Consider the following 21,152-nt stretch of genomic DNA (forward strand, 5'->3'; position numbering starts at 1 on the left):
CACCTATCCACGACAGGCGACATTCAGCAAAGCAGGCCGCCACCGCAAGGAGAGTTCAATGTACCGCCAGAATCACTATGCAACCTTGCACGTTGATCGTTGCGCCTCATCTGCTGAAATCAAGTCGGCTTTCCGCATCCTGGCCCAGCGCTATCATCCCGATGTGACCAAGGACGAGGACGGAGAACGGAAATTCAAGGACGTCGCCGAAGCCTATCGCACACTCAGACGCCCCGATTCAAAGATCGCCTACGACCATCACATCAATAACAGCTGCGTGAACAAGGCCACCTTCAGCCATCCCGCCATCAGCGACTTGAATTGGGGATTGGCCGTATTCCAGTATTTTTCATGGTTCTGGCTGAATCAGGGCCGCATGGCAAATGACACGACCAATACCGAATCGGAAGCTCAGGTGAACAAATAATGGAACCAGGCCGTGGCTGCAGACATGTCGAAAAGCGCAATTCATGGCTGCAGCCACCGGCCGCTTCGGTTCAGATCTGCGGTGGATCGGTCTCTCGTTCCGGATGACGATGCCGGCCTGCTGCCGCGATGAAGGCTGCGGCTCCATCATCAAGCGTATCAAGGCTGGCCAGCACGACGCCCGGATCGGGCCTGCCCGACGCCAGCGTGTTTGCAATGCCGGCCTTGTCGAGCAAGATGCTTGAGGCACCGACGGCCAGGATGGTCTTGCCGTGGCGGTACTGGTTGGTCACGAACTCCAGCGTCTGCCCGTATCCAGCCAGCAGCGCCACACCGTCGCCCCCGTCGGGCAGGATGAGCGCGTCGAACAGTACCGACGGCGAGTTCTCCAGCGTGGCGCTCGCCTCCAGCGACTCACCATCGGCTGTGCTGACCGTACCGAGGCGGGGCGCAACGATGCACGCGCTCGCACCGGCAGAGGTCAACGCCGCCTGAAGCGCCACGATGGAAGCGCCGTGCACCCCGTCGGCGACCAGGATCGCCACCTTGCGGCTGAGGATGCCCCCGTCTCCGGGCAGCGCCGACAGCGACAGGGCCGGCGACCGGGTCACCTCGGGAGATACCGATGTCGCGAGGGCCTTCGGCATGGCCTCGGGCACCTCCATGCCCAGCCCGGCGGCAATCTGCGCAGCCATGTCGGCGGACACGTTCACCAGCGAGGCCAGCATGCGTTCGCGGATGGCCGGCACGGTGAGCTTGCTCAGCTCGAAGCGGAAGGCGCCGATGATGTGCGCCTTTTCGACCTCACTCTGACTCTCGTAGAACAGGGTGGCCTGGGTGTAGTGGTCGGCAAACTTCTCCGGCTTGCCGCGCAGCTTGTCGCCTTCGAGCGCTTGCGGAAAAGACGTGAAACCCGCCGCACCGGCCTCGAACGGGCAGCCGCCGCCGAGCGAGTTCGGCTCGTAAGCCACCCTGCCGCGGGGGACAGCCTGGCGGTGCACGCCGTCGCGCTGGTTGTTGTGGACCGGCGCCAGCGGTGCGTTGATCGGCAGCTCGTGGAAGTTTGCCCCACCCAGCCGGGTGATCTGGGTGTCGACGTAGGAGTGGATGCGGCCCGCCAATAGCGGATCGTTGCTGAAGTCGATGCCCGGTACCACATGCGCGGTGCAGAAGGCAACCTGCTCGGTTTCGGCAAAGAAGTTGTCGGGGTTGCGGTTGAGCACCATGCGCCCGACCGGCGTCACCGGCACCAGCTCCTCGGGGATCAGCTTGGTGGCGTCGAGCACATCGAAGCTGAAGCCTTCGGCCTGAGCCTCGGTGAAGACCTGCAGGCCAAGCTCCCATTCCGGATAGTCGCCGGCTTCGATGGCCTCCCACAGGTCGCGGCGATGAAAGTCGGAATCGGCGCCGGCGATCTTGACCGCCTCATCCCAGACCAGCGAATGAGTACCGAGTTTGGGCTTCCAGTGGAACTTCACGAAGTGCGACTCGCCCGCCGCATTGACCAGCCGGAAGGTGTGCACACCGAAGCCCTGCATCATCCGCAGGCTGCGCGGAATCCCGCGGTCGGACATCACCCACATCAGCGTGTGGGTGGTCTCCGGCATCAACGACGCAAAGTCCCAGAAGGTGTCGTGGGCGGAGGCGGCTTGCGGCATGCCGTTATGCGGTTCCGGCTTCACGGCGTGGATCAGGTCGGGAAACTTCATCGCGTCCTGGATGAAGAACACCGGGATGTTGTTGCCCACCAGGTCCCAGTTGCCCTCGTCGGTGTAGAACTTGACGGCAAAACCGCGCACGTCACGCGCCGTATCCACCGAACCGCGTTCGCCGGCGACGGTGGAGAAGCGGACGAAGACCGGAGTAACCTTGCCCGCCTCCTGGAAGGGTGCCGCGCGGGTGAGGTCGGTCAGCGGCTGGTAGGCCTCGAAGTAGCCGTGGGCAGCCGATCCGCGCGCATGAACGATCCGTTCCGGAATGCGCTCGTGGTCGAAGTGGGTGATCTTCTCGCGCAGGATGAAATCTTCAATCAGGGTCGGTCCGCGCAGGCCGGCCTTCAGCGAATTCTGGTTGTCGCCGATGGCAACGCCCTGATTGGTCGTCAGCACCTGGCCGGCCGCATCGGAACCGAAGTCAGTTGACGGGTCAGGCTGCGTGGTGTCGGCCATCGGATTGGGGGCAGTCTCTTTCATGGGGGCCTCCTGGGTGATTGTTCGTCGCAGCAAGCAGATGAAGCCCGCTGCCGGTGGGGATGGAAATCACGGCATGCCGGTCTGGCTCAGGTCGTGGCGACGTAGGGCCGCCAGGGGCCCGCATCCTGGCCCAGTCGATCGGCAACGATGTTCAGCACTTCCTGGTTCCAGCCCATGCCCATGTGGCTGCCCTCCACCTCGATGTCATGGACGAGGCTGGAGCGCTTGTCGTGACGGCAGGTTTCCCAGGCGACCACACCATCGGTGCGGCTGTAGATGGAGGTCGTGCGGACGGGAGGGGGTATGCGAAGGCGCTCTATCCAGCCCGGATCGACGCTGGCCACGCCACCGCCGAGGACGCCGGACAACCAGCCCGCGCCGATGTCGCCAGCGCTGCCATTGAACGGCGTGGCGATCGTGATCACCTGACGCACCCGGGGGGCAAGCAACTTGCCAAGCTCGCGCGCATACAGGCCGCCCAGGCTCCAGCCGATGAGCGTCGCCGGCTTAGAGTGTTTTGCGAGCTGATCGGAGATCTGATCCGCAAGGCCTTCGAGCCAGGCCTCGAGTTCGCCCCGAGGCCCGGTGTTGAACCCCTGCCCCCAGTCGAAGGCCTCATAGCCAAGCTCCTGGCAACGGGCTCGCAGGATGGACACCGACGTGCCATCGGCACCGAGGCCGGGGAAGATCACCACTGGATGCCCATCACCGGGCGCCGCCCCGGATGGCATCGAAAACTGTTGCACGGCAAACTCCATGGCCGCGCGAAATGGTTCCAGCAGGGTCAGCGAGGGGTTCAGGACGGTGATTGCGCTATTTTTTTTCATGATGTTCCTGTGGAGGATGCGACGGAGATACCGCCGCACGCCGCCCCCGGATCAGAGCGGACATTACGCGGTGCGACATCCGGAAACGGGTGACGCCCCCGGTTGCAACCCTGCAGCCCGTCAAGGCGCCGGAACGATCAACGACGCCGTTTGGGCTTGGCCTTGGGCGATGCCGGCGTCGTTGCGCCGATCAGGGTCTTCAGATTGTCGCTGGCGGCCTTGGTCACCGCCGCATTGACCTGGCGCTTGGCCTGGGCGGCCGCCTGGCCGCGCACCATGCCGGCGATCCGGTTTGCCTCGCTCAGCCAGATGCTCAGGAAGGGGTTCTTCTTCAACCAGGGATTTGACATGTCGGGCATCCCTCAGCTGCGGGCAGCGAGAAGTTCGGCCTTGCGTGCGGCCATCTGCACACCAAGTTCGAGCAGGTCCAGCGAGGTGGCCTTGGCCTTCGGGAACATCTCGGTCTGCTCTTCCTTGACGTGGTGTTTGACGTATTCGGACAGTACCTTGACCTTGGCATCGAAAACCTCACCGTCAGGCTCGACCCCTTCGATCTGCGCGATCAGCCCCTTGACACCGGCATGCTCGACGGTGGCCTCCGGGACCAGAAGCTTGTCCTTGAGTGCCTTCTTGACCGCCGGATAGAAGATCTCTTCCTCGATCTGTGCATGGACGCTCAGCTCGGAGCAGATTTCCGCGACAAGGGCCTTCCTTTTCTTGCTGGAATCCGATTTTTCATAATCGGCAAACAAGCCGCTGACCGTTTCATGGTCTGCCTTGAGCAAGGCGATTGCGTCCTTTGCGGCAGCCGGGGTCTTGGATGTGGCGGTGTTCTTGGTATGGGTTGTCATGGCAGTTCCTTGGTTATTGGGCGGGTTGTGGGTGGAGTGCAATCAATGCACGAACAACGCAATGAGGATGATGATCGGGATGGGGATGCCCAGAAACAGCAGCATGAGCGAACGCATGGTGGCCTCCTGAAATGGGATGTCTGAAATGGAGAATCAGGCGTCACGTTGCCGGCCGCCGTAAGTCGCGGCCAGGCTGGCGACAAAGGCCCCGCTCAACAACGACACAAAAACCCACAAGGCGGCATAGGCCGATGCCTTGCGCGCCTTGTCGGCGGCGTCTTTCGCGGCAAGCTCGGCATCGTGCAGCCTGGCCTGAGCGCGCGTGTAGATGTCGGTCACACGCTTTTCAGCGTCCTGCTGGGACATGCCGGTACGCTGGGCAACGAGCTGACCGACGTAGCGGATGTCCTCTTGCGGCAGGGGTTCGGAAGGGCTGACATTCATGAAAATGCGCGCCACCTGGGCAGTCTCATTGGCCACGGCCTGCTCGGAGACTGCGGGGGGCATCGCCCCCCCGTTGGAACGGGCGGCCGCAGCACGCCCATCCCGGCGAAACAAGGCGTCGATGAAGTAAGCCATGGGCCCATTCCCCCCAGGAGTCGTCCTCCCCGAGGCCGCAACGCCCCCCGCCGCCAGGGTGGCCGTGCTGGCTACACCACCGACCACCGAAGCCCCGGCCTGGATACCACCGCTCAGGATGGACCCGATGGCCGAAGTCAGCAGCGCCGCGGTGGCCAGTGAGGCCACCGCCCAAGCCAGAAAGCCATGAGCGGTATCGCGGAAGTAAACCTCGTCCGTGTGCGTATCCACCCATCTTGTCCGCAGCCGCCCGGCCAAGTAGCCGCCCATCCCGGACGAAAGCAACTGCGTGAGCGTCAGCCACACGATGGTGGATACGCCAAAGCCCGTTGCACTGATGCCTTCGCGGGACCAGGGCGATACTGAAGACAGGCCCAGCCCCACACCAAGAATCAGCAGGATCAGGGACAAGGACGCACCCGCGACAGCTCCGGCCGCAATGGCCCCCCACGAGACGGCGCCGGGTACGGGACGTGAGGAGTCAGGGTGGCCGTCAGACAAGCCGTACCCGCGCTTCAGGGAATCAAGAGGTGCAGTGGTCGCAATCGTCATGGCAGTCCTTAGGGTGGGTAGATGTTGTACGGTAGTGCTCCCGCGCAGCCGGGTCTGTGGGTTGACACACACAAGCGCGGCCGTCACTCGGACGCCTCGCCCGCCTCCTGCTTGATCAGGCTGATCTCGCCATCGCCCTCGAGGTACATCCGCTTGACCAGCGCGATGTCATCGACGCCCTCCTGGCGGATCTTCGCGGCCAGTTCTTCATCGGTGATGAACTCACGGCGCATGTTCCGCCGAAGCATCCTGCCGTCACGGACCAGGCATACCCGCGGTGCCGACGTGAAGCGCCGGACAGCCGGAACATGGAAACTCAGGAAATCAAGCAGGTAACTCCAGAACACCAGGGTCGCAATCAGCACCATGCCGTCTGTCGTCGAGGTGGCAGTTCCGATCATCCCGTTCTGTGCCGCATCACCGAGGATCACCACAAACAGGAAATCGCTGACCCCGAGCGCGCCAATGTCGCGCCTCAGCACAAACCGGAAAACCACGAAGAGGAACCAGTACATCAGCGTTCCCCGCAGCATCAATTGCAGCGGGGAGACGGTGAAGGCAAGCACGCCATTCAAGTCGAAGTCGAAATAGTTCATTGTCGAATCCGGCCATGGGCATTGCGCCAGGCATTACTTGACAGGAAATACGCAACAACAACTCGTTCGGCGGAAGGCAATTCAACTGCCGGTCATGCTCAGGACTTCTTTACAGGCGCTGCATGGGCGGCCTGTGGCTTCTTTCCGGCAGCGGCGTCCAGCCAGCTTGCGGTCGGAATTTGAAACAGCGAGAAAAAGGAATGGGTGAATGAATCATGCATTTTCTCCATGTCCGTCACCATTGTTTCCCAGGAGTCCTCACCGGCGGCCTTCAACTCTTCGAGTTTCTTGGTGGCCACTTTTGACTGCTGGCGCAGCTTGGTCACCTTTTCCTTGTAAGCCTCACGCGCATCGTCCTTCGCTGCCTGTGATTGTTCGGCCAATTCAGCCATTTTCAGATTCAGCTTTTCAAGCTGGTTTTCCATCTTCGTGATGTATTCGGCTTTATGTGCCATGGTAATGATTCCTCGCTGGGGGATATGGTTTTGCCAAAGGGTTTTGCCAAAGCTGGCATGTGCAAAGTGCTTCCGGTACATGTTTGGTTCATGTGCACCGAGAATAGTCAGGGGGTAAAGGCGGGTCTGTACGTTGGCTTACATAGTTTCGCAGTGGCCCGGCCGTGGGCATTGGCGGCGCAACATCGTGGCGATGTGCGGCGACGCACAGACGTGTCAGTCCCGCATTTCTAGCATCTGGAATGGGCGGTCGACACCAGACGCCTGATCGATGTCAGCAATGGAGTTCATCATTCAATGGCCTGCCCATGCCTCCCCTAGCCACCGCGGGATCCCTTTCGTCCTTGCTCGCCTCCCTGCACCTTGCGGCAAGGCGCGTGCTCTCTCTGGCGATACTGGAAGGCAAGCAGGCGAGTCTGCGCCTGGTGTCGATGCTGGGGCTTGCCCTGCTCGCCGCCGGCCTGGCGATCACCGGCTGGCTCGGTCTGCTGGCGTGCATCGTCGTCACGCTCGTCCAGAACAACATCGCCAGCTGGGGCTCAGCACTGGGAATTGCGGCGCTGCTCAGTTTCGCCGGCGCCGGCGGACTTGCGCTGATGCTCATGCGGCAAGGCTCGCGGCCGCTCTTTGCAGCGACGCAGCGTCAGCTTGAGCCCGATCGCGACCTGGAAAGCGCGGTGAATGATGATCGGCCTCCCCTCGCCCCGCACGAACAGGAAGTCAGGGAAGGCAGGATGGCCGCCCAGGCCGAATACCAGGTGCTGCGCAAGCGCTTGCGGCGTCGCCTGGGCTCACCCTTGATCATCGGCGCCGGCATGCTCGCCGGGATCGCTGCCGGGTATCTCGTGCGTGGCCGGCACCGGCACAAGGCCCCCCTTGGCGCCGGACGCCCGAGCGCCTGGATGCAGGTCCTCGGCTCACTGCAAGTGCTCACGCCGCTGTGGATTGCCCTCCATTCCGCAAGCCGACCCCCAGCGTCTGCCGCACCGGACTCTGCACCACACGCAGATGGCGGCGCAAAGGCGATGGAGGGAGAGCATCGTGGACCTTAGGCAGCTCAGGGGCCTGATCGACAGATCGGTCAACGCGTGGCTTGACGATTTCGCGCCGAGCATGGGCGCGGCCCTGGCGTACTACACGCTGTTCTCGATCGCCCCGCTGCTCATCATCGTCATTGCCATGGCCGGTCTCGTCTTCGGGCAGGATGCCGCCCGCGGCGAGATCGTTGCGCAGATACAAGGCCTGATCGGACGCGACGGCGCAATCGCCGTGCAGGGGTTGCTGAAAAGCACCAGCGAGCCGGCCCAGGGGATCGTTGCCATCCTGATCAGCACGATCATGCTGATGATAGGTGCGACGACCGTGTTCGCCGAATTGCAGAGCGACCTCGACCGCATCTGGCGCGTCCCCGTCCCGGCCGAAAGGATCGGCATCCTCCCCATGCTGCGCAAGCGCCTGCTTTCTTTCGGCCTGGTGCTCGGCCTCGGCTTCCTGCTGCTGGTCTCGCTGGTGATCGGTGCGGCGATCGCCGCCGCCGGCAGATGGTGGGACGGCTTCTTTGCCCGCTGGGAAGCCATTCTCCATGCGATTGATTTCTGCATCTCCTTCGCCATCTCGACCGTCCTTTTCGCGATGATCTACAAGCTCATGCCGCGCGCCAGGATCGCCTGGCAGGACGTCTGGATCGGCGCGACGGTGACGGCATTCCTGTTCGAGATCGGCAAGCTCCTGATCGGCCTGTACCTGGGGAAGACCAGCGTCGCCTCGGGTTTCGGCGCTGCCGGCTCGCTGGTCGTGCTGCTGGTGTGGGTCTATTTCGCCGCGCAGATCTTCCTGCTTGGCGCCGAATTCACCTGGGCCTACGCACAGGAACGCGGCTCGAGGGCGGAGCAAGCCGGTCAGCGGTCGAAGCCGGGACACTGAATGCTGTGTGCGCCAGGCAACAGACCCGATCGATCCTTGCCGCAATCATGGGCGAGCCCCATAAACCACCCCCGAAGGATTTCACCATGATTGAAAACAGCGCCAGCGTGCATTGGGAAGGCTCAGGCAAGAACGGTCAGGGGCAGATAAGCACCCAGACCGGCGCCCTGGAGCACTATCCGTATGGCTTCGCCAGCCGTTTCGAGAACGACCGCCGGGGGACGAACCCCGAAGAGATACTGGCCGCCGCCCACGCCGCCTGTTTCTCGATGGCCTTCTCCTTTGCCTGCGAAAAGGCAGGCTTCGCGACCACCACCCTCGACACGCAAGCCAGCGTGCGCCTGGTCCAACAGGGTGAAGCCTTTGTGATCGACCGCATCACCCTCACCCTGAGGGCCAGCGTTCCTGGCATCGACGAAGTCCGCTTCCAGGAGATCGCGGCGTCGGCCAAACGCAACTGCCCCCTCTCCAGGGCACTGGCCGGCGTTGCCGAGATCAGCCTGCACGCCACCCTGGCTCCCGCTGCCGCAACCGCATGACCGCCCCCTGCAGGACTCACTCCCAACCCTCAACATCAAAGGGCTTGAACTCCCACAAGGGCCCGGGCGGCCGAACCTATCTTCAGCTTCGCAACGAGGCCTGTGAGCGTGGGATCAAAGGGCGCTCCTCGATGAACAAGGCGCAGCTTGAAGCGGCCCTTGCACGCTGAATGCACGGGGCCCGCTCCCAGCCGGCCCCGTGCCTCCTATACAGGCAAAGCCACACGGGACTCGACTCTCAACGGGATGGCAATAGCCGCGTGTACTCCGCCTTGACCACCGCATAGCATTCACACGCCCGTTCTTCGAGCTTGGGGCGGTCCGTCACGGTGATGCGGCCGCGACTGCGTGCAATTGATCCGCTTGTCTCCAGCAGGCCGACAATCTGGGTCACGCTTTCGCGGCGGACCCCGAGCAGCTTTCCGATCATTTCCTGCGTTATCACCACTTCGTTGCTGTCCAATCTGTCGATGCTCATCAACAGCCATCGACATACTTTCTGCTCCAGCGAATGGTGCTGGTTACATACGGCCGTCTGCGCGGTCTGGGACATCAGCGCCTGGGTGAAAAGCAGGGCAAGGTGCTGCAACCGGCCCCCTAAGGAGAATTCCCGTTTCATCACACTGCGGCCAAGTCGATAGGCTTTGCCTGCGCTTTGCACCTCGGTGCTCGCCGGCATGCTCTCCCCGCCCATGAAGATCGAAATGCCGACCAGTCCTTCGTTGCCAACCAGTGCCGTTTCACTCGATGAGCCGTCCTCCAGGGTATAGATCAGCGAGACAATCCCGGAGACGGGAAAATGCAGAAAATTGACATGGTCACCGGACTCGGAAACCGTCCATCGCAAAGGCATCTCCACCAATTTGAGATCGGGCAGCAGGCGAGCGTAATCGGCCGCAGGAAGGCTCCCGAGGATACGGTTCTGCCTTGGCTCCGGTGGCAAGGCCTTTTTTTGGGCATCTTTCGGCATGTGGATTTTGTAGGGGAGTTCGATGAGAAGGACGACAAGATGCTGCGCGCGCGCCTGCAGGTGACGCACGCGGAATGGAGGGTAGCAATGAAGTCCGGTGCGCTCTGTGCGCTGGCACCCATAAGCCCCCCCTGATCCAGCCGGGCCCCGTGCCCCCTCAACCGGCTGCAGCCGCCACCCTGGCCCGCGCCACATGCAGCTTCCGGTAGCTGTCGATCAGGCGCTGGTGGCGGTCCAGCCCTTCCAGCTTCATGCTCGTCGGCGTCAGGCCGAAGAAGCGCACGCTGCCGTCCACCGACCCCAGCACCGCGTCCATCCGCGGGTTGCCGAACATGCGGCGGAAGTTGCCCACGTAATCGTCCAGCTCCAGCTCATCGTCCAGCAGCACCTCCAGCACCACGTTCACGGCCTGGTAGAACAGGCCGCGCTCGACGGTGTTCTCGTTGTACTGCAGGAAGGCCTCCACCTGCTCCTTCGCCGCCTCGAACTCCTTCAAGGCCAGGTTGATCAGCAGCTTCAGCTCCAGGATGGTCAGCTGACCCCAGGCGGTGTTCTCGTCGAACTCGATGCCGATCAGGGTGATGATGTCGGTGTAGTCGTCCAGCTCACTGTCTTCCAGGCGCTCCAGCAGGGCCTCCAGCGCGGCATCGTCGAGGCGATGCAGGTTGAGGATGTCGGCGCGGAAGGCCAGCGCCTTGTTGGTGTTGTCCCAGATCAGGTCCTCCACCGGATACACCTCCGAATAGCCCGGCACCAGGATGCGGCAGGCCGTGGCGCCGAGCTGGTCGTACACCGCCATGTACACCTCTTTGCCCATGCCTTCGAGAATGCCGAACAGGGTGGCGGCTTCCTGGGTGTTCGAATCTTCACCGTGGCCGGAAAAGTCCCACTCGACGAATTCGTAATCCGCCTTGGCGCTGAAGAAGCGCCACGACACCACGCCGCTGGAGTCGATGAAATGCTCGACAAAGTTGTTCGGCTCGGTGACCGCGTTGCTCTCGAAGGTCGGCCGGGGCAGATCGTTGAGGCCTTCAAAGCTGCGCCCCTGCAGCAGCTCGGTGAGGCTGCGCTCCAGCGCCACCTCCAGGCTCGGGTGGGCGCCAAAGGACGCGAACACGCCGCCGGTGCGCGGGTTCATCAGGGTCACGCACATCACCGGAAACTCGCCGCCCAGCGAGGCATCCTTCACCAGCACCGGAAAGCCCTGCTTCTCCAGCTCCTCGATGCCGGCCAGGATGCCCGGGTACTTGGCCAACACCTCCTGCGGCACATCGGGCAGCGCGATCTCGCCTTCCAGGATCTCCCGCTTCACCGCCCGCTCGAAGATCTCCGACAGGCATTGCACCTGGGCTTCAACCAGCGTGTTGCCGGCGCTCATGCCATTGCTGAGGAACAGGTTGTCGATCAGGTTGGTCGGGAAATACACCACCTCGCCGTCCGACTGGCGCACATAGGGCAGCGCACAGATGCCGCGCTGCACATTGCCCGAGTTGGTGTCATAGAGGTGCGAGCCGCGCAGCTCGCCATCGGGGTTGTAGATCGCCAGGCAATGCGCGTCGAGAATCCCGGCCGGCAGCGCATCCTTGCGGCCGGGTTTGAACCAGCGCTCGTCCGGGTAGTGCACGAAAGCCGCTTCGGCAATATCCTCGCCCCAGAACTGGTCGTTGTAGAAATGGTTGCAATTGAGCCGCTCGATATATTCGCCCAGCGCCGAGGCCAATGCGCTTTCCTTGCTGGCCCCCTTGCCATTGGTGAAACACATCGGCGAATGCGCATCGCGGATATGCAGCGACCACACATTGGGCACCAGATTGCGCCACGAGGCGATCTCGATCTTGATCCCCAGGCCGGCCAGCACCCCCGACATATTGGCGATGGTCTGCTCCAGCGGCAGATCCTTGCCCACGATGCAGGTGCGTGCGGTGGAATCCGGATCGAGCGTCAGCAGGGCCTGGGCATCCGCATCCAGGTTCTCCACCTCTTCGATCACGAAATCGGGCCCGGTCTGAATGGCCTTTTTCACCGTACACCGCTCGATGGAACGCAGAATCCCCTGCCGGTCCTTGGCGGAGATATCCGCCGGCAATTCCACCTGGATCTTCAGGGTCTGCTTGTAGCGGTTTTCCGGATCAACAATATTGTTCTGCGACAGGCGGATATTGTCGGTGGGGATATTGCGGGTCTCGCAATACAGCTTGACGAAATAAGCCGCACACAAAGCCGAAGACGCCAGGAAGTAATCGAACGGGCCCGGCGCCGAGCCGTCGCCCTTATAGCGGATGGGCTGGTCGGCCACCACCGTGAAGTCATCGAACCTGGCTTCCAGACGAAGCTTGTCGAGAAAATTGACCTTTATTTCCATGGGGGAATTCCTGAAATGGCGCGCGAAGCGAATTGGCCGCCATTATCCCCGTTTTCCCGCTGGAAAAACCGCGCGCTCCGGCCGCGCCAGGCTCCGGGGGCAGGTGCCGACCGCGGCGTGCACCGCAACATGCGCGGCGGCAGCGATGGCTTCGAAGATCGGGCGCGCCACCACGCCAGGCCCTGCCAGTGCTAGAACGCGGCGAGCCCGCTCCAGCCCGCACGGGTTTCCTATGTCATAATTCGGCACAACAAAAGCAATCATCGCCATGACGTCACCCTCCTCCACCGGCCCCGTCGCGCACGCCCTCATCGCCCACAGCGTACTCATCTTTTTCCTGCTTGCAGCAGGCGGGTGGCTGGTCCTCGACTTCTCGCGTGAGCGCGAGCGGACCGTCGCGGAGGTGTCGCGCCTTGCCATGCACAAGAGCCAGCTTGTCAGCGCATTGTTTGGTGACACCTTCATCGCGGCCGACTATGTGCTGCGGGATATGGCCGACCACGCCGAACTCGCCCTGGCGAAAAAAACCGCCCTGATCGACCTCACCCCCCTGCTCGAGAAGAAGCTTGCCTCGCTGCCCGCCCTGACCGATCTGGTGCTGCTCGACGGGCACTGCAGGTTCGTCGCCGTGGCCAGCATCAAGAGCTTTCTCGGCAAGCAGAGCCGCCAGCGCTTCTGCTCCGCCGCGAGCCACCAGCCTGGCCAGAATCTGCACATCCAGTACATGCCCGCAGAAACATCGGCCAACGGCAAGCCGGTGGTGCTCATCTCGCGGGTCATCGCCACCCCGCAGGGCCACATGCAGGCCGCCGTCATGGCCGTGATCGAACTGGATTTCGCCCAGGGCTGGATCGAAGCCTTCACGGTCGATGCCCCCGACGTGCTGACCATCGTCGACACGGAGGGCGTCCTCATCGCCCGCAATCCACCCATGCCGGCCGAGCTGGGCAAGCGTACCGCAGCGCCCCCCGGCCAGCCGCCCTTCGAGCAGATCGGCACCGCCACCACCTTCACGGCCCACTCGCCGCTGGACCACAGCGAGCGCATATTCGGCCTGAGCCGCCTGGAGCGCTTTCCCTTCATCACCCTGGTCGGCTACGACATGCAGCACTCGCTCGAAGGGTGGCAACAGCGTGCCAGGCAGTTCGCCCTCGGCTATGCAGCCCTCGCCCTGCTGTCCATAGGCTTGCTGCGCGCCCACCTGCGGACGCTGGCCCAGAGCCGGGCCCTGCACACCCTGGCCACCACCGACGCACTCACCGGCATTGCCAACCGCCGCCACCTCTTCGAGCGCGGCGAGCAGGAAGTCACCCGCGCCCTGCGCTACGGCAAGCCCCTGTCGGCACTCATGATCGACATCGACCTGTTCAAGACCATCAATGACCGCTGGGGACACCCGAGCGGCGACCAGGTCATCCGCAACATCGCCGAGCTGATGCCGGGCGTCCTGCGCGCCGTGGACGCCTGCGGCCGGCTGGGCGGGGAAGAGTTCCTGGCGATCCTCCCCGAGACGGACGAGGAAGGCGCAAGCAGCCTGGCGGAACGCCTGCGCCAGGCGGTCGAAGCCTCCGAACATGTCAGGGCCGACAACGGCCAGGTGATCCGCCACACGGTCAGCATCGGCGTTGCCGCCCTCGCCCCCGGGGACACGACCTTCGAAGCCCTCCTGCGCCGCGCCGACCTGGCGCTCTATCGGGCCAAAGCGTCGGGGCGCAACCGGGTCACGAAGGGCTGAAGGCGTGACACGCAGGTCAGAGGGGCGCGGGCCGGGCCTGCGCGGGCCGGCGGCCCGCCCTGACTACCCCCTCCTCCGCCTGAGATGCCGCCAGCCGATCAGCACGCCGCTCGCGGACACCACCAGCCCCAGCAGGGACAGCACCCACATCACCCCGTCCCAGGCCGGCCGATGCGGGATCAACCATGGAAAGTCCAGGCTGTGGGCGGCGTTGAACAGCCAGCGCCGCAGACGGGCGTCGCGGTTGCTGCTGGCCACAAGACGGCCGTTGGCAGGGTCCACATACAGCCAGCTGGCAGCGGCATCGTTCATCTCGACGCGCCAGACCGGCAGCAACAGCGGCTGCCGGCGGCTGTACCAGTAGCGGTCCGCCTCCGTCAGCAGGGTCATGCGCGCAAGCCCGGCGCCCGGCATCAAACGGTGCGCCGCGGCGGCCACCGCCTCCCGCGTCACCACAGCCACGCGGCCGTCGACGGCCCGCAGGCTCCGGCGTTCGCCGCGGGCATCCCGCAGCAACAGCATGGCCTGGCCATCGAAGCGCCAGGCCTCGACCTCGCGCAGCCCCGCAGCGGCAGCGGGCGCCAGCGACGGTGGCCAGGGAAACGCGCCCCGCTCCCCGGCATAGGCCGCCAGCGCGGCCGTCGAAGGGCCTTGCCGGGCCAGCAGCCCGGCCGGGGTCATCGACAACCAGCCGCTGGCAACCCAGGTCAGCACGAACACGCCGCCCGTCACGCCGGCCAGGTGGTGCCAGGCCTTCCAGCCGCGATGGGGCGTCACGGCGCCGCCACGGTAGCGTCGGCGCACGCGCAGCCGCCACCAGCCGACGATCAACCCACTGAGGGCCGCAACGATGCCCAGCCCCGAGGTCCACAACACCGTCTGGCGCCACAGCATGGGCTGCTCGCGCAGCACCGCATAGGTGTAGTAGTGCAGGAGGGTGCCCAGCCAGCTCCAGCCCCGCTCGAAGCGCGAGCTGTCGCGCACCACCTCGCCGTTGCGTGCCGACACATACAGCTCCAGCCCGGCCCCGCCCTCCACCGCAAAACGATGCAGTGGCCGCAAGGCCTCGAAGGCATTGGCATTGGGCATCGTCCACTGATCGCGCTCGCGGGTCTCCAGGTGGCGCACCGGGGCCCCGCCCGCAAAGGCGCGGGCGATCGCCGCGGCGCGGGCCACGTCCACGGATTCGATCAGGCGCCCGTCGGTGGCGGCGATGGTCAGCGGCCGGCCGGCCGCGTCACGGGTCCGCCACACCGGTTCGGCCCCTCCATCGGCCCTCACCATCATCTCCAGCCACAGCCGGCTGGCCGGCCAGCCCGGCAGGCCCGCCGCGCGCCAGGCCTGGTCCGGCCCCAGCTGCGCCTGGGCCAGGTCCAGTGCCGGCAGGCCGGCCAGACGCTCGGCCTCGCCCAGCGCCGGAAAGCGCACATACATCATCACCAGCCCGCTGACGAACCACAGCACGAACAGCAGGCAGGCGACGATGCCCAGCCAGCGGTGGATCAGGTACAGCCCGCGCCGGCAGCGCAGCCCCACACGTTCGAACACTGATCTCATGCTCAGAACGTGAAGTGGGCCGCCACCTCGACACTGCGCGGCCGGCCCAGCACCCACTGGTTGTTGCCGCTGTAGGTGGTCTGCGCGTAGTCGCGGTCGAACAGGTTGTAGCCGAACAGGCTCAGGCGCAGATCCCGGCGCAGCTGCCACGACAGGGTGGCATCCACCACCGTGTAGGCATTCACCTTGGCGGCATTGCCGTTATCTACATAGCGCGGCCCCACATAGCGGGCCCCCAGCCCGGCCTGCCACTGCCGCATGAAATCCCACTCCAGCCACAGGTTGGCGGTGCGCTCGGGCACCCCGGAAGGCGTACGCCCGGTGCGCGACACCAGGGCCGGGCCCACCACCTCGTTGAAGTCGTCGTAGCGGGCGTTGAGCACGGTGCCGTTGGCGTCGATACGCAGGCTGCGGGTCACGGCGTAGGCCAGGGCCAGCTCCACGCCCCGCGAGGACTGGGCGCCCACCTGCTGGAACACGTTGGGGTTGTCGGCATCACGCACCAGCAGCTTCTCCTTGCGGATCCAGTAGGTGGCCAGGGACCACTCGCCCTTGCCGCCGGCAAAGCGCTGCTTCACGCCCAGCTCGGCCTGCTTGCCGGTGGACAGGTCGAACTGGCTCTGCTGCGCCGTGGTGTTGACCACCCCGGTCAGCGGATCGGCGGCGGTGGCGTACTGCCCATACAGGGACAGCTCCGGCGTCACCGCAAACACCGCCCCCAGCCGCCCGCTGGCGTGGGTGAAGGTCTTCTCGAAGTCCGGGCCGGACGCATTGCGCAGGCCGGTGCGATCCACATCGATGCGATCCCAGCGCAAGCCCCCCACCAGCGACCAGCGCGGTGCGAGCTTGAGCTTGTCCTCCATGAACAACGAGAGCGTACGGGTATTGGTCTTGAACAGCTCGGCGTTGGTCATCTTGGTGGGGAAGTTGCCCGGATCGAAGGCAAAGGCATCCAGCGTCTCGGCCGCCGCGCCGTTGTTGCGGTCGCGGTAGTAGCGCAGGCGATTGACGTCGAAGCCCAGCACCAGCTCGTTGGGCAGGCCGAGGACACTGCCTTGCCAGGTGCTGTCCAGGCGGTTGCCCACCTGCTCCAGCTCGTAGCCGATCAGCAGGAAGCTGCTGCGCGTGATGCTGCCATTGGCGTTGTAGCGATAGCTCTCGGCATTGCGCCAGTCGCGCCGGCTGTTGAGCCGGTAGAGCTGGTTGCGCACCACCACGCCCTCGGCCGCCTGCCATTCGAGATCCAGGCGGGTCCAGTTGTCGCGGAACTGCAGCCGGGCGTCGGCCACGTTGTAATTGGTCTCGCGCAGGCGGCTGTCCAGTTTGCCGTTGATCAAGGGCACCCCGAAATAGCGCATGGGCTGCAGCCTGCCGTAGTCGTGGGACAGGGTGAGGTTGAAGGCCGGCGACACGTCCAGGCGCACCGCGGCCGCGGCCGCCAGGGTGTCGGACCCGCCACGGTCCACATAGCCATCGCTACGGTTGCGGCTCAGGTCGAAGCGGTAGGACCAGCGCTCGTCCACCGCCCCGCCGCTGCCATAGGCCGTGCGCCAGGTGTCGTCCGAACCGTAGGCCACCCTCGCCTCGTGGGCGATCTCCCCGCGCTGCGGCTTCTTGGGCACCGTGTTGATGGCCCCGCCGATCGCCCCCTCGCCATACAGCACCGACGCCGGCCCGCGCAGCACCTCCATGCGCTCGGCCATCCAGGGGTCGAAGGGAAAGCTCACCGTCCCGCCGGACACATACATCCGCGTGCCGTCGTACAGCCGCATCACCGAGGTATTGCCCGCAAAGCCCCGCGCAGCCAATGCCCCACCGCCCGAGGTGCCGCTCTGGGTGATACCCGGGGCCCGCGCCGCCGCCTCGATCAGGGTGGCATCGCCACGGGCGCGGATCGTCTCGCCGGGCAGGATGTCCACGCTGGCCGGCGTCTCCAGCGGGGTCAGCCGCAGGCGCGACCCGGTGGTGGCCGCCTGCTTCAAGCCGAGGCCGCCCTCCTCCGCTGCAGAAACGGTCACCGGCGCCAGGACAGCCTCCTCCTGGGCGGCGTGGCTTGTGCCGGCGGCATGCAGCGCCGCCAGGAAACCCGCGGCAAGACTCGAACGACGAAGGGATGCACGCGACGTGCGCGCAGCGCGATAGGAAGTGCTCATCAGGAAAGCCCTCTGCTGGCAGCCGGACGTCCCCGCCGGCCGCATGAAATAAGCAGGAAGGGCAGACACGGGAGGCACAGGAACCCGACGGGCGCAGTACCGCCCGGACGCCGCCCTCCCGCAGTGTCCGAGGTCGGTCGCAGGCCGGTATCCGGGCTCGCGGAGCACCAAGGGGTCGAGACCCGATGGCCAGAGGCTTCGCCTTCCCACGCCCAGGGCGCAGTGGCTGCCGGCATCGTGCGATGCCGACCTGAAACCGCTTGATCCGCTTACCGTTGCGGGGGCAGCACAGGCTTGGTCGCCGCACTTACGCGGCTGGACGCACCTGTTTCCCGTTTAATTCCGCCCCTCTCGAAACGAGGAGCGAAACACCTTGCGACGGAGCATTCGATCCCTGCGCACCGATGACCGGCACACAGGGTGGGCGGATTCTACAGAGGGCGGAGCGGGTGCGGAAGGCTTGAAGCGCTTCCGCGATGACAAGCCGCTCAGCCCGCCCCCAGCACCAGGATGCTGCCGAGCGAGCGCAGCCGCACACACTCCTCCAGCGCCAGCCCACCGGCCTGGACCAACGCTTTCCATTCGCTCAGGCTGCGCTCCCGGCCCCGGCAGCCGACGAACATCTGCATGTCGAAGGACGCGCCGGCCAGGTCGGCGCCGGTCTTTCATAGCGCAAGAGCATCGACATCAAGGGCACCTGTGACAAAGCCCACCGATGCGGGCTCCATATACTTCTAGGTCAGAGATCAGCAAGCGATATCGAAAAACCTCGCTTCCGAAAATTGGAACTAATCGGATTTACCGTTGGGAGAGACTTCGTTTGCCTGCTTGGCCAGCAGTACTTATCAACCACCACGAAGGAGCTTTCCATGAGCAAGTCCAGCAACAACAAAGGGCGGACACCCCCCACATCCCCGACTGCTGCCTCCCGCGCACAAAAGGCTGTTGCCCGTACGCACGGGGGTGAAGTCCCCAAAGGCAACTATACGGGCCGCCTACAAGCTGCGGCTGCTCGCAATTTCGGCAAATCTGGCAGCAGCTAACGGAAAGGAGAGCCACTGCATGGCTACCAAAGATGATCTTGATAACCACGCCAACCAACTCAACCCCAACAACGACGCCTACTGGGAGTCCAGGGGCTGGGACGAGCGACCGGAAGACTGGGAGGATAACCAGGATTCCAACAATCTGTTGCCGACCGATTGATCAGTGAGGCATTTTGGCCAAGGGGTAGAACCAAACTTCAGCCCTTTGGCCGTCAGGCGATCCAAAATGCGTTTCCACCATCGCTCGTATCCGTCACCACAGACAATCCATTGCGTGACTTTCCCTTTCTCGCGTACCAATAAAGGGCTCAGCAGATGCGCGACAACAAGCATTGGAGCTGGCGCTTCAGGACAACGCCCCCTTTTGTCAGGGACGCAGGCTGACTGCCATACCGAGAGAAAATGGCTGTAGGTAAAAAGAGTTGTCTCATCCCGCCAGCTCGTGATTCTCCCCGGGTCTTCCTTGAACCATGCAGCCATTTCTTTGACCGCTGGAAGTTTGTCGGGCGGAACACGATTCCTGCGCCAACAACTCAGAACAGCCAAGAAATCGAGCAACCTGGCGGTCGACTTTTCAAATACCCCGCGCTTTGGCGGCTTTCCATCTCTCAAGAATCGGTTGGAACCCGACTCCAATTCGATGGTCGGAGAGAGGCAGGGCATGACGAGTTTGAAGAGCGGAAATGGTTCAATCTTCCCACCGGTATAGTGGGAGCAAAACTCGACATCCCATACGGATAGAATGAGAAAGAGAAGTTGATCGACAAGCGGCTTCGCACTCTCCAGCAGCCCCCCGAGGCCTTCTGCCGCCAAGAGCTTTTCCCTCAGCTCCTGGACATCCTCGTCTTCCTCTGCATCGCTAGCGCAAAAACTCATCAACCATTCAAGACAATCCAGGAGGACTTTCCTTGCAGCATTGGTATCACATGCCTTCACAGCATCAGAAAACGCGGAGCAGTACAGGTCAAACTGACTCGCCACCGCAATGGATTCTAAGTAGCCCTTTCCAAACCCTGGACTAAACCAGAAAATGAGATCGGCAGTAGGAAGTCCAATTCCGGCCCTCCGTGAAGGACTTCGGAAAAAAATATCCTGGACCTCATTTTCAGTCCAACCCCCTTTAGCCTTTATTATCTCTGTAGCGCAGACCGCCATCTGCCCCGTTAACTTTTCAAGCTCCTCTGATCCTGGATTCCAGCCATTCTTAATCCGATTTCGCCATGTCCTTTCGGAGACTCCCGTTGTCTCCTGAAAGACAACGGGAAGCTTCTTCCCATGAAGCCGCTCAAGAATTTGGGTAGAAAACTGGTTAAACACAGCTAACTACTCCAGGCCTAGTAGTTTTCAACACAGCTTCGATCTCATGTTATTTTCGATATTTGCTAGAGAGTGCCTATTCCATCCTGTCACCGCTGCGCTGGCAACGCTGTAGGCACAGAGCTCTGTCATTTAATTCTTGCCAAGTCTGAACGGCAGCTATCTCCTCCAAGACCGCTCTATCGCAGACACTCAGTCAGTAACGATGGCGTGACGTTGATAGATACCATCTTCATCCAACCAAATCAGAAGCCATTCAGAATCCATAGCAAGCAATGAATCACGCTGCGGGCCCGTTACGTAGATAAGGTCGCGTCCAGTGCTCTTGAAATACGGCGTGTCCATGGAAGGTCCGAGCATGACTTCAAGCTCGCTGCGACTCTTGTGTGGGAGCCGGGCAATGACATCTGCCAGCATTCTCTGACGTGACGTCGCCCCTCTCGGGATGGATGGCTTGGAGGCAGGATCCAACCAAGCGTCTCTATTGAAGGACTCATCGTAGGAGCCGCTGGGTAATGCATCAGGGAGAATGGAGCCCAACGCCAAAAATGTGACGAACATCGAAATTCCCGCAAAGGCGAAACGCCCTGCGGAAAGTAACCTCCCGTTAATGGGCTGCCGTCTGAACTTGGCTTCGGCAAAAGCTACGATGCACCAGATTGCCAAGATGAGCAGTATGGGCATGATCACCAATGCTGAAAGCTGCAGGAAGAAAACAATGGCCGTTGCATTCATACCGGGAAAGGCCTTTGGAACAAGCAGGAAGCCGAAATAGAGGGCGCGCTCTAGACTGAAGTGCAACACCCCGATTTGTTAGGGTGTAGGCATGGGAAATCACTACAGTCAGTTGTCGATGGACGAACGTAATCAGATTCATCGGTGCAGCAATGAGGGATTGAGTCTTCGGGCAATTGCCCGAAGACTCAATCGGCCGACTTCCGCGGTGTCGCGTGAAGTGGCGCGCAACACAATTGGCAAGAGCTACGATGCCGCCCGTGCCGAGCGGGCGATGCTGGCGCGCAGACGCCGCGGGACGGTCAAGCTCAAGAGCGGTTCCGTGCTGCTCAACCGG

Annotated in this window: 20 protein-coding genes and 1 riboswitch; of the genes, 6 read left to right on the forward strand and 14 right to left on the reverse strand. The window is 63.2% G+C overall.

Translation table 11 applies throughout. The annotated features are described in order from the left end of the window. The first annotated feature begins 58 nt into the window (after positions 1-58). On the forward strand, positions 59-427 hold the full coding sequence (locus HHL15_RS13275; protein ID WP_169146258.1) for a J domain-containing protein: 369 nt from the start codon (positions 59-61) through the stop codon (positions 425-427). Positions 428-497: 70 nt separating this feature from the next. Here HHL15_RS13275 and HHL15_RS13280 read toward each other — a convergent pair whose 3' ends face one another. The 7 genes from HHL15_RS13280 to HHL15_RS13310 all read right to left on the reverse strand — a co-directional run bounded on the left by HHL15_RS13280 (position 498) and on the right by HHL15_RS13310 (position 6,559). Beyond that, complete coding sequence (locus HHL15_RS13280) at positions 498-2,618, reverse strand: catalase (protein ID WP_169146259.1); 2,121 nt, start codon at positions 2,616-2,618, stop codon at positions 498-500. 86 nt (positions 2,619-2,704) lie between these two features. Continuing rightward, positions 2,705-3,445 carry an alpha/beta fold hydrolase gene (locus HHL15_RS13285; protein ID WP_169146260.1) on the reverse strand — a complete coding sequence of 247 codons (741 nt, stop codon included), beginning with the start codon at positions 3,443-3,445 and terminating at the stop codon, positions 2,705-2,707. Positions 3,446-3,582: 137 nt separating this feature from the next. Further along, positions 3,583-3,795, reverse strand: a complete 213-nt coding sequence (locus tag HHL15_RS13290; protein ID WP_169146261.1) for a hypothetical protein — start codon at positions 3,793-3,795, stop codon at positions 3,583-3,585. Positions 3,796-3,807: 12 nt separating this feature from the next. Continuing rightward, the gene (locus HHL15_RS13295; protein ID WP_206198743.1) at positions 3,808-4,338 is read right to left on the reverse strand and encodes a hemerythrin domain-containing protein; all 531 of its coding nucleotides are present in this window, start codon (positions 4,336-4,338) and stop codon (positions 3,808-3,810) included. A gap of 111 nt (positions 4,339-4,449) precedes the next feature. Then, complete coding sequence (locus HHL15_RS13300; protein ID WP_206198744.1) at positions 4,450-5,286, reverse strand: hypothetical protein; 837 nt, start codon at positions 5,284-5,286, stop codon at positions 4,450-4,452. A gap of 224 nt (positions 5,287-5,510) precedes the next feature. Then, entirely contained in the window at positions 5,511-6,023 is a 513-nt protein-coding gene (locus HHL15_RS13305) for a DUF421 domain-containing protein (RefSeq protein ID WP_169146262.1), read from the reverse strand. 98 nt (positions 6,024-6,121) lie between these two features. Beyond that, complete coding sequence (locus tag HHL15_RS13310; protein ID WP_169146263.1) at positions 6,122-6,559, reverse strand: sll1863 family stress response protein; 438 nt, start codon at positions 6,557-6,559, stop codon at positions 6,122-6,124. Positions 6,560-6,822: 263 nt separating this feature from the next. On the opposite strand from HHL15_RS13310, the gene HHL15_RS13315 reads away from it, so the two are divergent. The 3 genes from HHL15_RS13315 to HHL15_RS13325 all read left to right on the forward strand — a co-directional run bounded on the left by HHL15_RS13315 (position 6,823) and on the right by HHL15_RS13325 (position 8,940). Next, on the forward strand, positions 6,823-7,530 hold the full coding sequence (locus tag HHL15_RS13315) for a phage holin family protein (protein ID WP_169146264.1): 708 nt from the start codon (positions 6,823-6,825) through the stop codon (positions 7,528-7,530). Continuing rightward, complete coding sequence (locus HHL15_RS13320; RefSeq protein WP_206198745.1) at positions 7,520-8,401, forward strand: YihY/virulence factor BrkB family protein; 882 nt, start codon at positions 7,520-7,522, stop codon at positions 8,399-8,401. Before HHL15_RS13315 ends, HHL15_RS13320 begins: the two co-directional genes overlap by 11 nt. Before the next feature lie 86 nt (positions 8,402-8,487). Further along, positions 8,488-8,940 carry an OsmC family protein gene (locus HHL15_RS13325; protein WP_169146266.1) on the forward strand — a complete coding sequence of 151 codons (453 nt, stop codon included), beginning with the start codon at positions 8,488-8,490 and terminating at the stop codon, positions 8,938-8,940. A gap of 238 nt (positions 8,941-9,178) precedes the next feature. Here HHL15_RS13325 and HHL15_RS13330 read toward each other — a convergent pair whose 3' ends face one another. Together HHL15_RS13330 and HHL15_RS13335 are read right to left on the reverse strand one after the other, a co-directional pair. Further along, positions 9,179-9,979 (reverse strand): Crp/Fnr family transcriptional regulator, encoded by an 801-nt coding sequence (locus tag HHL15_RS13330; RefSeq protein ID WP_328825038.1) that lies wholly within the window; start codon positions 9,977-9,979, stop codon positions 9,179-9,181. Between the two features lie 88 nt (positions 9,980-10,067). Further along, positions 10,068-12,272 (reverse strand): OsmC domain/YcaO domain-containing protein, encoded by a 2,205-nt coding sequence (locus HHL15_RS13335; RefSeq protein ID WP_169146267.1) that lies wholly within the window; start codon positions 12,270-12,272, stop codon positions 10,068-10,070. Positions 12,273-12,540: 268 nt separating this feature from the next. Here HHL15_RS13335 and HHL15_RS13340 point away from each other — a divergent pair, with 268 nt between their 5' ends. Further along, entirely contained in the window at positions 12,541-14,007 is a 1,467-nt protein-coding gene (locus HHL15_RS13340) for a GGDEF domain-containing protein (RefSeq protein ID WP_169146268.1), read from the forward strand. 63 nt (positions 14,008-14,070) lie between these two features. Here HHL15_RS13340 and HHL15_RS13345 read toward each other — a convergent pair whose 3' ends face one another. From HHL15_RS13345 to HHL15_RS13365, 5 genes are all read right to left on the reverse strand, one after another. Continuing rightward, positions 14,071-15,564 (reverse strand): PepSY domain-containing protein, encoded by a 1,494-nt coding sequence (locus HHL15_RS13345; RefSeq protein WP_169146269.1) that lies wholly within the window; start codon positions 15,562-15,564, stop codon positions 14,071-14,073. A 2-nt stretch (positions 15,565-15,566) separates the two neighbouring features. Next, positions 15,567-17,717 (reverse strand): TonB-dependent receptor, encoded by a 2,151-nt coding sequence (locus HHL15_RS13350; protein ID WP_169146270.1) that lies wholly within the window; start codon positions 17,715-17,717, stop codon positions 15,567-15,569. Positions 17,718-17,843: 126 nt separating this feature from the next. After that, positions 17,844-18,108, reverse strand: a riboswitch (cobalamin riboswitch). Positions 18,109-18,205: 97 nt separating this feature from the next. Continuing rightward, a complete protein-coding gene (locus HHL15_RS13355) occupies positions 18,206-18,346 on the reverse strand; it encodes a hypothetical protein (protein ID WP_206198746.1) in 141 nt (46 codons plus the stop codon). A gap of 492 nt (positions 18,347-18,838) precedes the next feature. Then, positions 18,839-20,080 (reverse strand): hypothetical protein, encoded by a 1,242-nt coding sequence (locus HHL15_RS13360; protein ID WP_169146271.1) that lies wholly within the window; start codon positions 20,078-20,080, stop codon positions 18,839-18,841. A 192-nt stretch (positions 20,081-20,272) separates the two neighbouring features. After that, a complete protein-coding gene (locus tag HHL15_RS13365; RefSeq protein WP_169146272.1) occupies positions 20,273-20,884 on the reverse strand; it encodes a hypothetical protein in 612 nt (203 codons plus the stop codon). A 22-nt stretch (positions 20,885-20,906) separates the two neighbouring features. Here HHL15_RS13365 and HHL15_RS13370 point away from each other — a divergent pair. Further along, positions 20,907-21,152: helix-turn-helix domain-containing protein (locus tag HHL15_RS13370; RefSeq protein WP_169146273.1), on the forward strand; the 246-nt coding region annotated here is incomplete at its 3' end.

Source organism: Zoogloea dura (assembly GCF_012927165.1).
In the GTDB taxonomy this organism is placed as follows: Bacteria; Pseudomonadota; Gammaproteobacteria; order Burkholderiales; family Rhodocyclaceae; genus Zoogloea; species Zoogloea dura.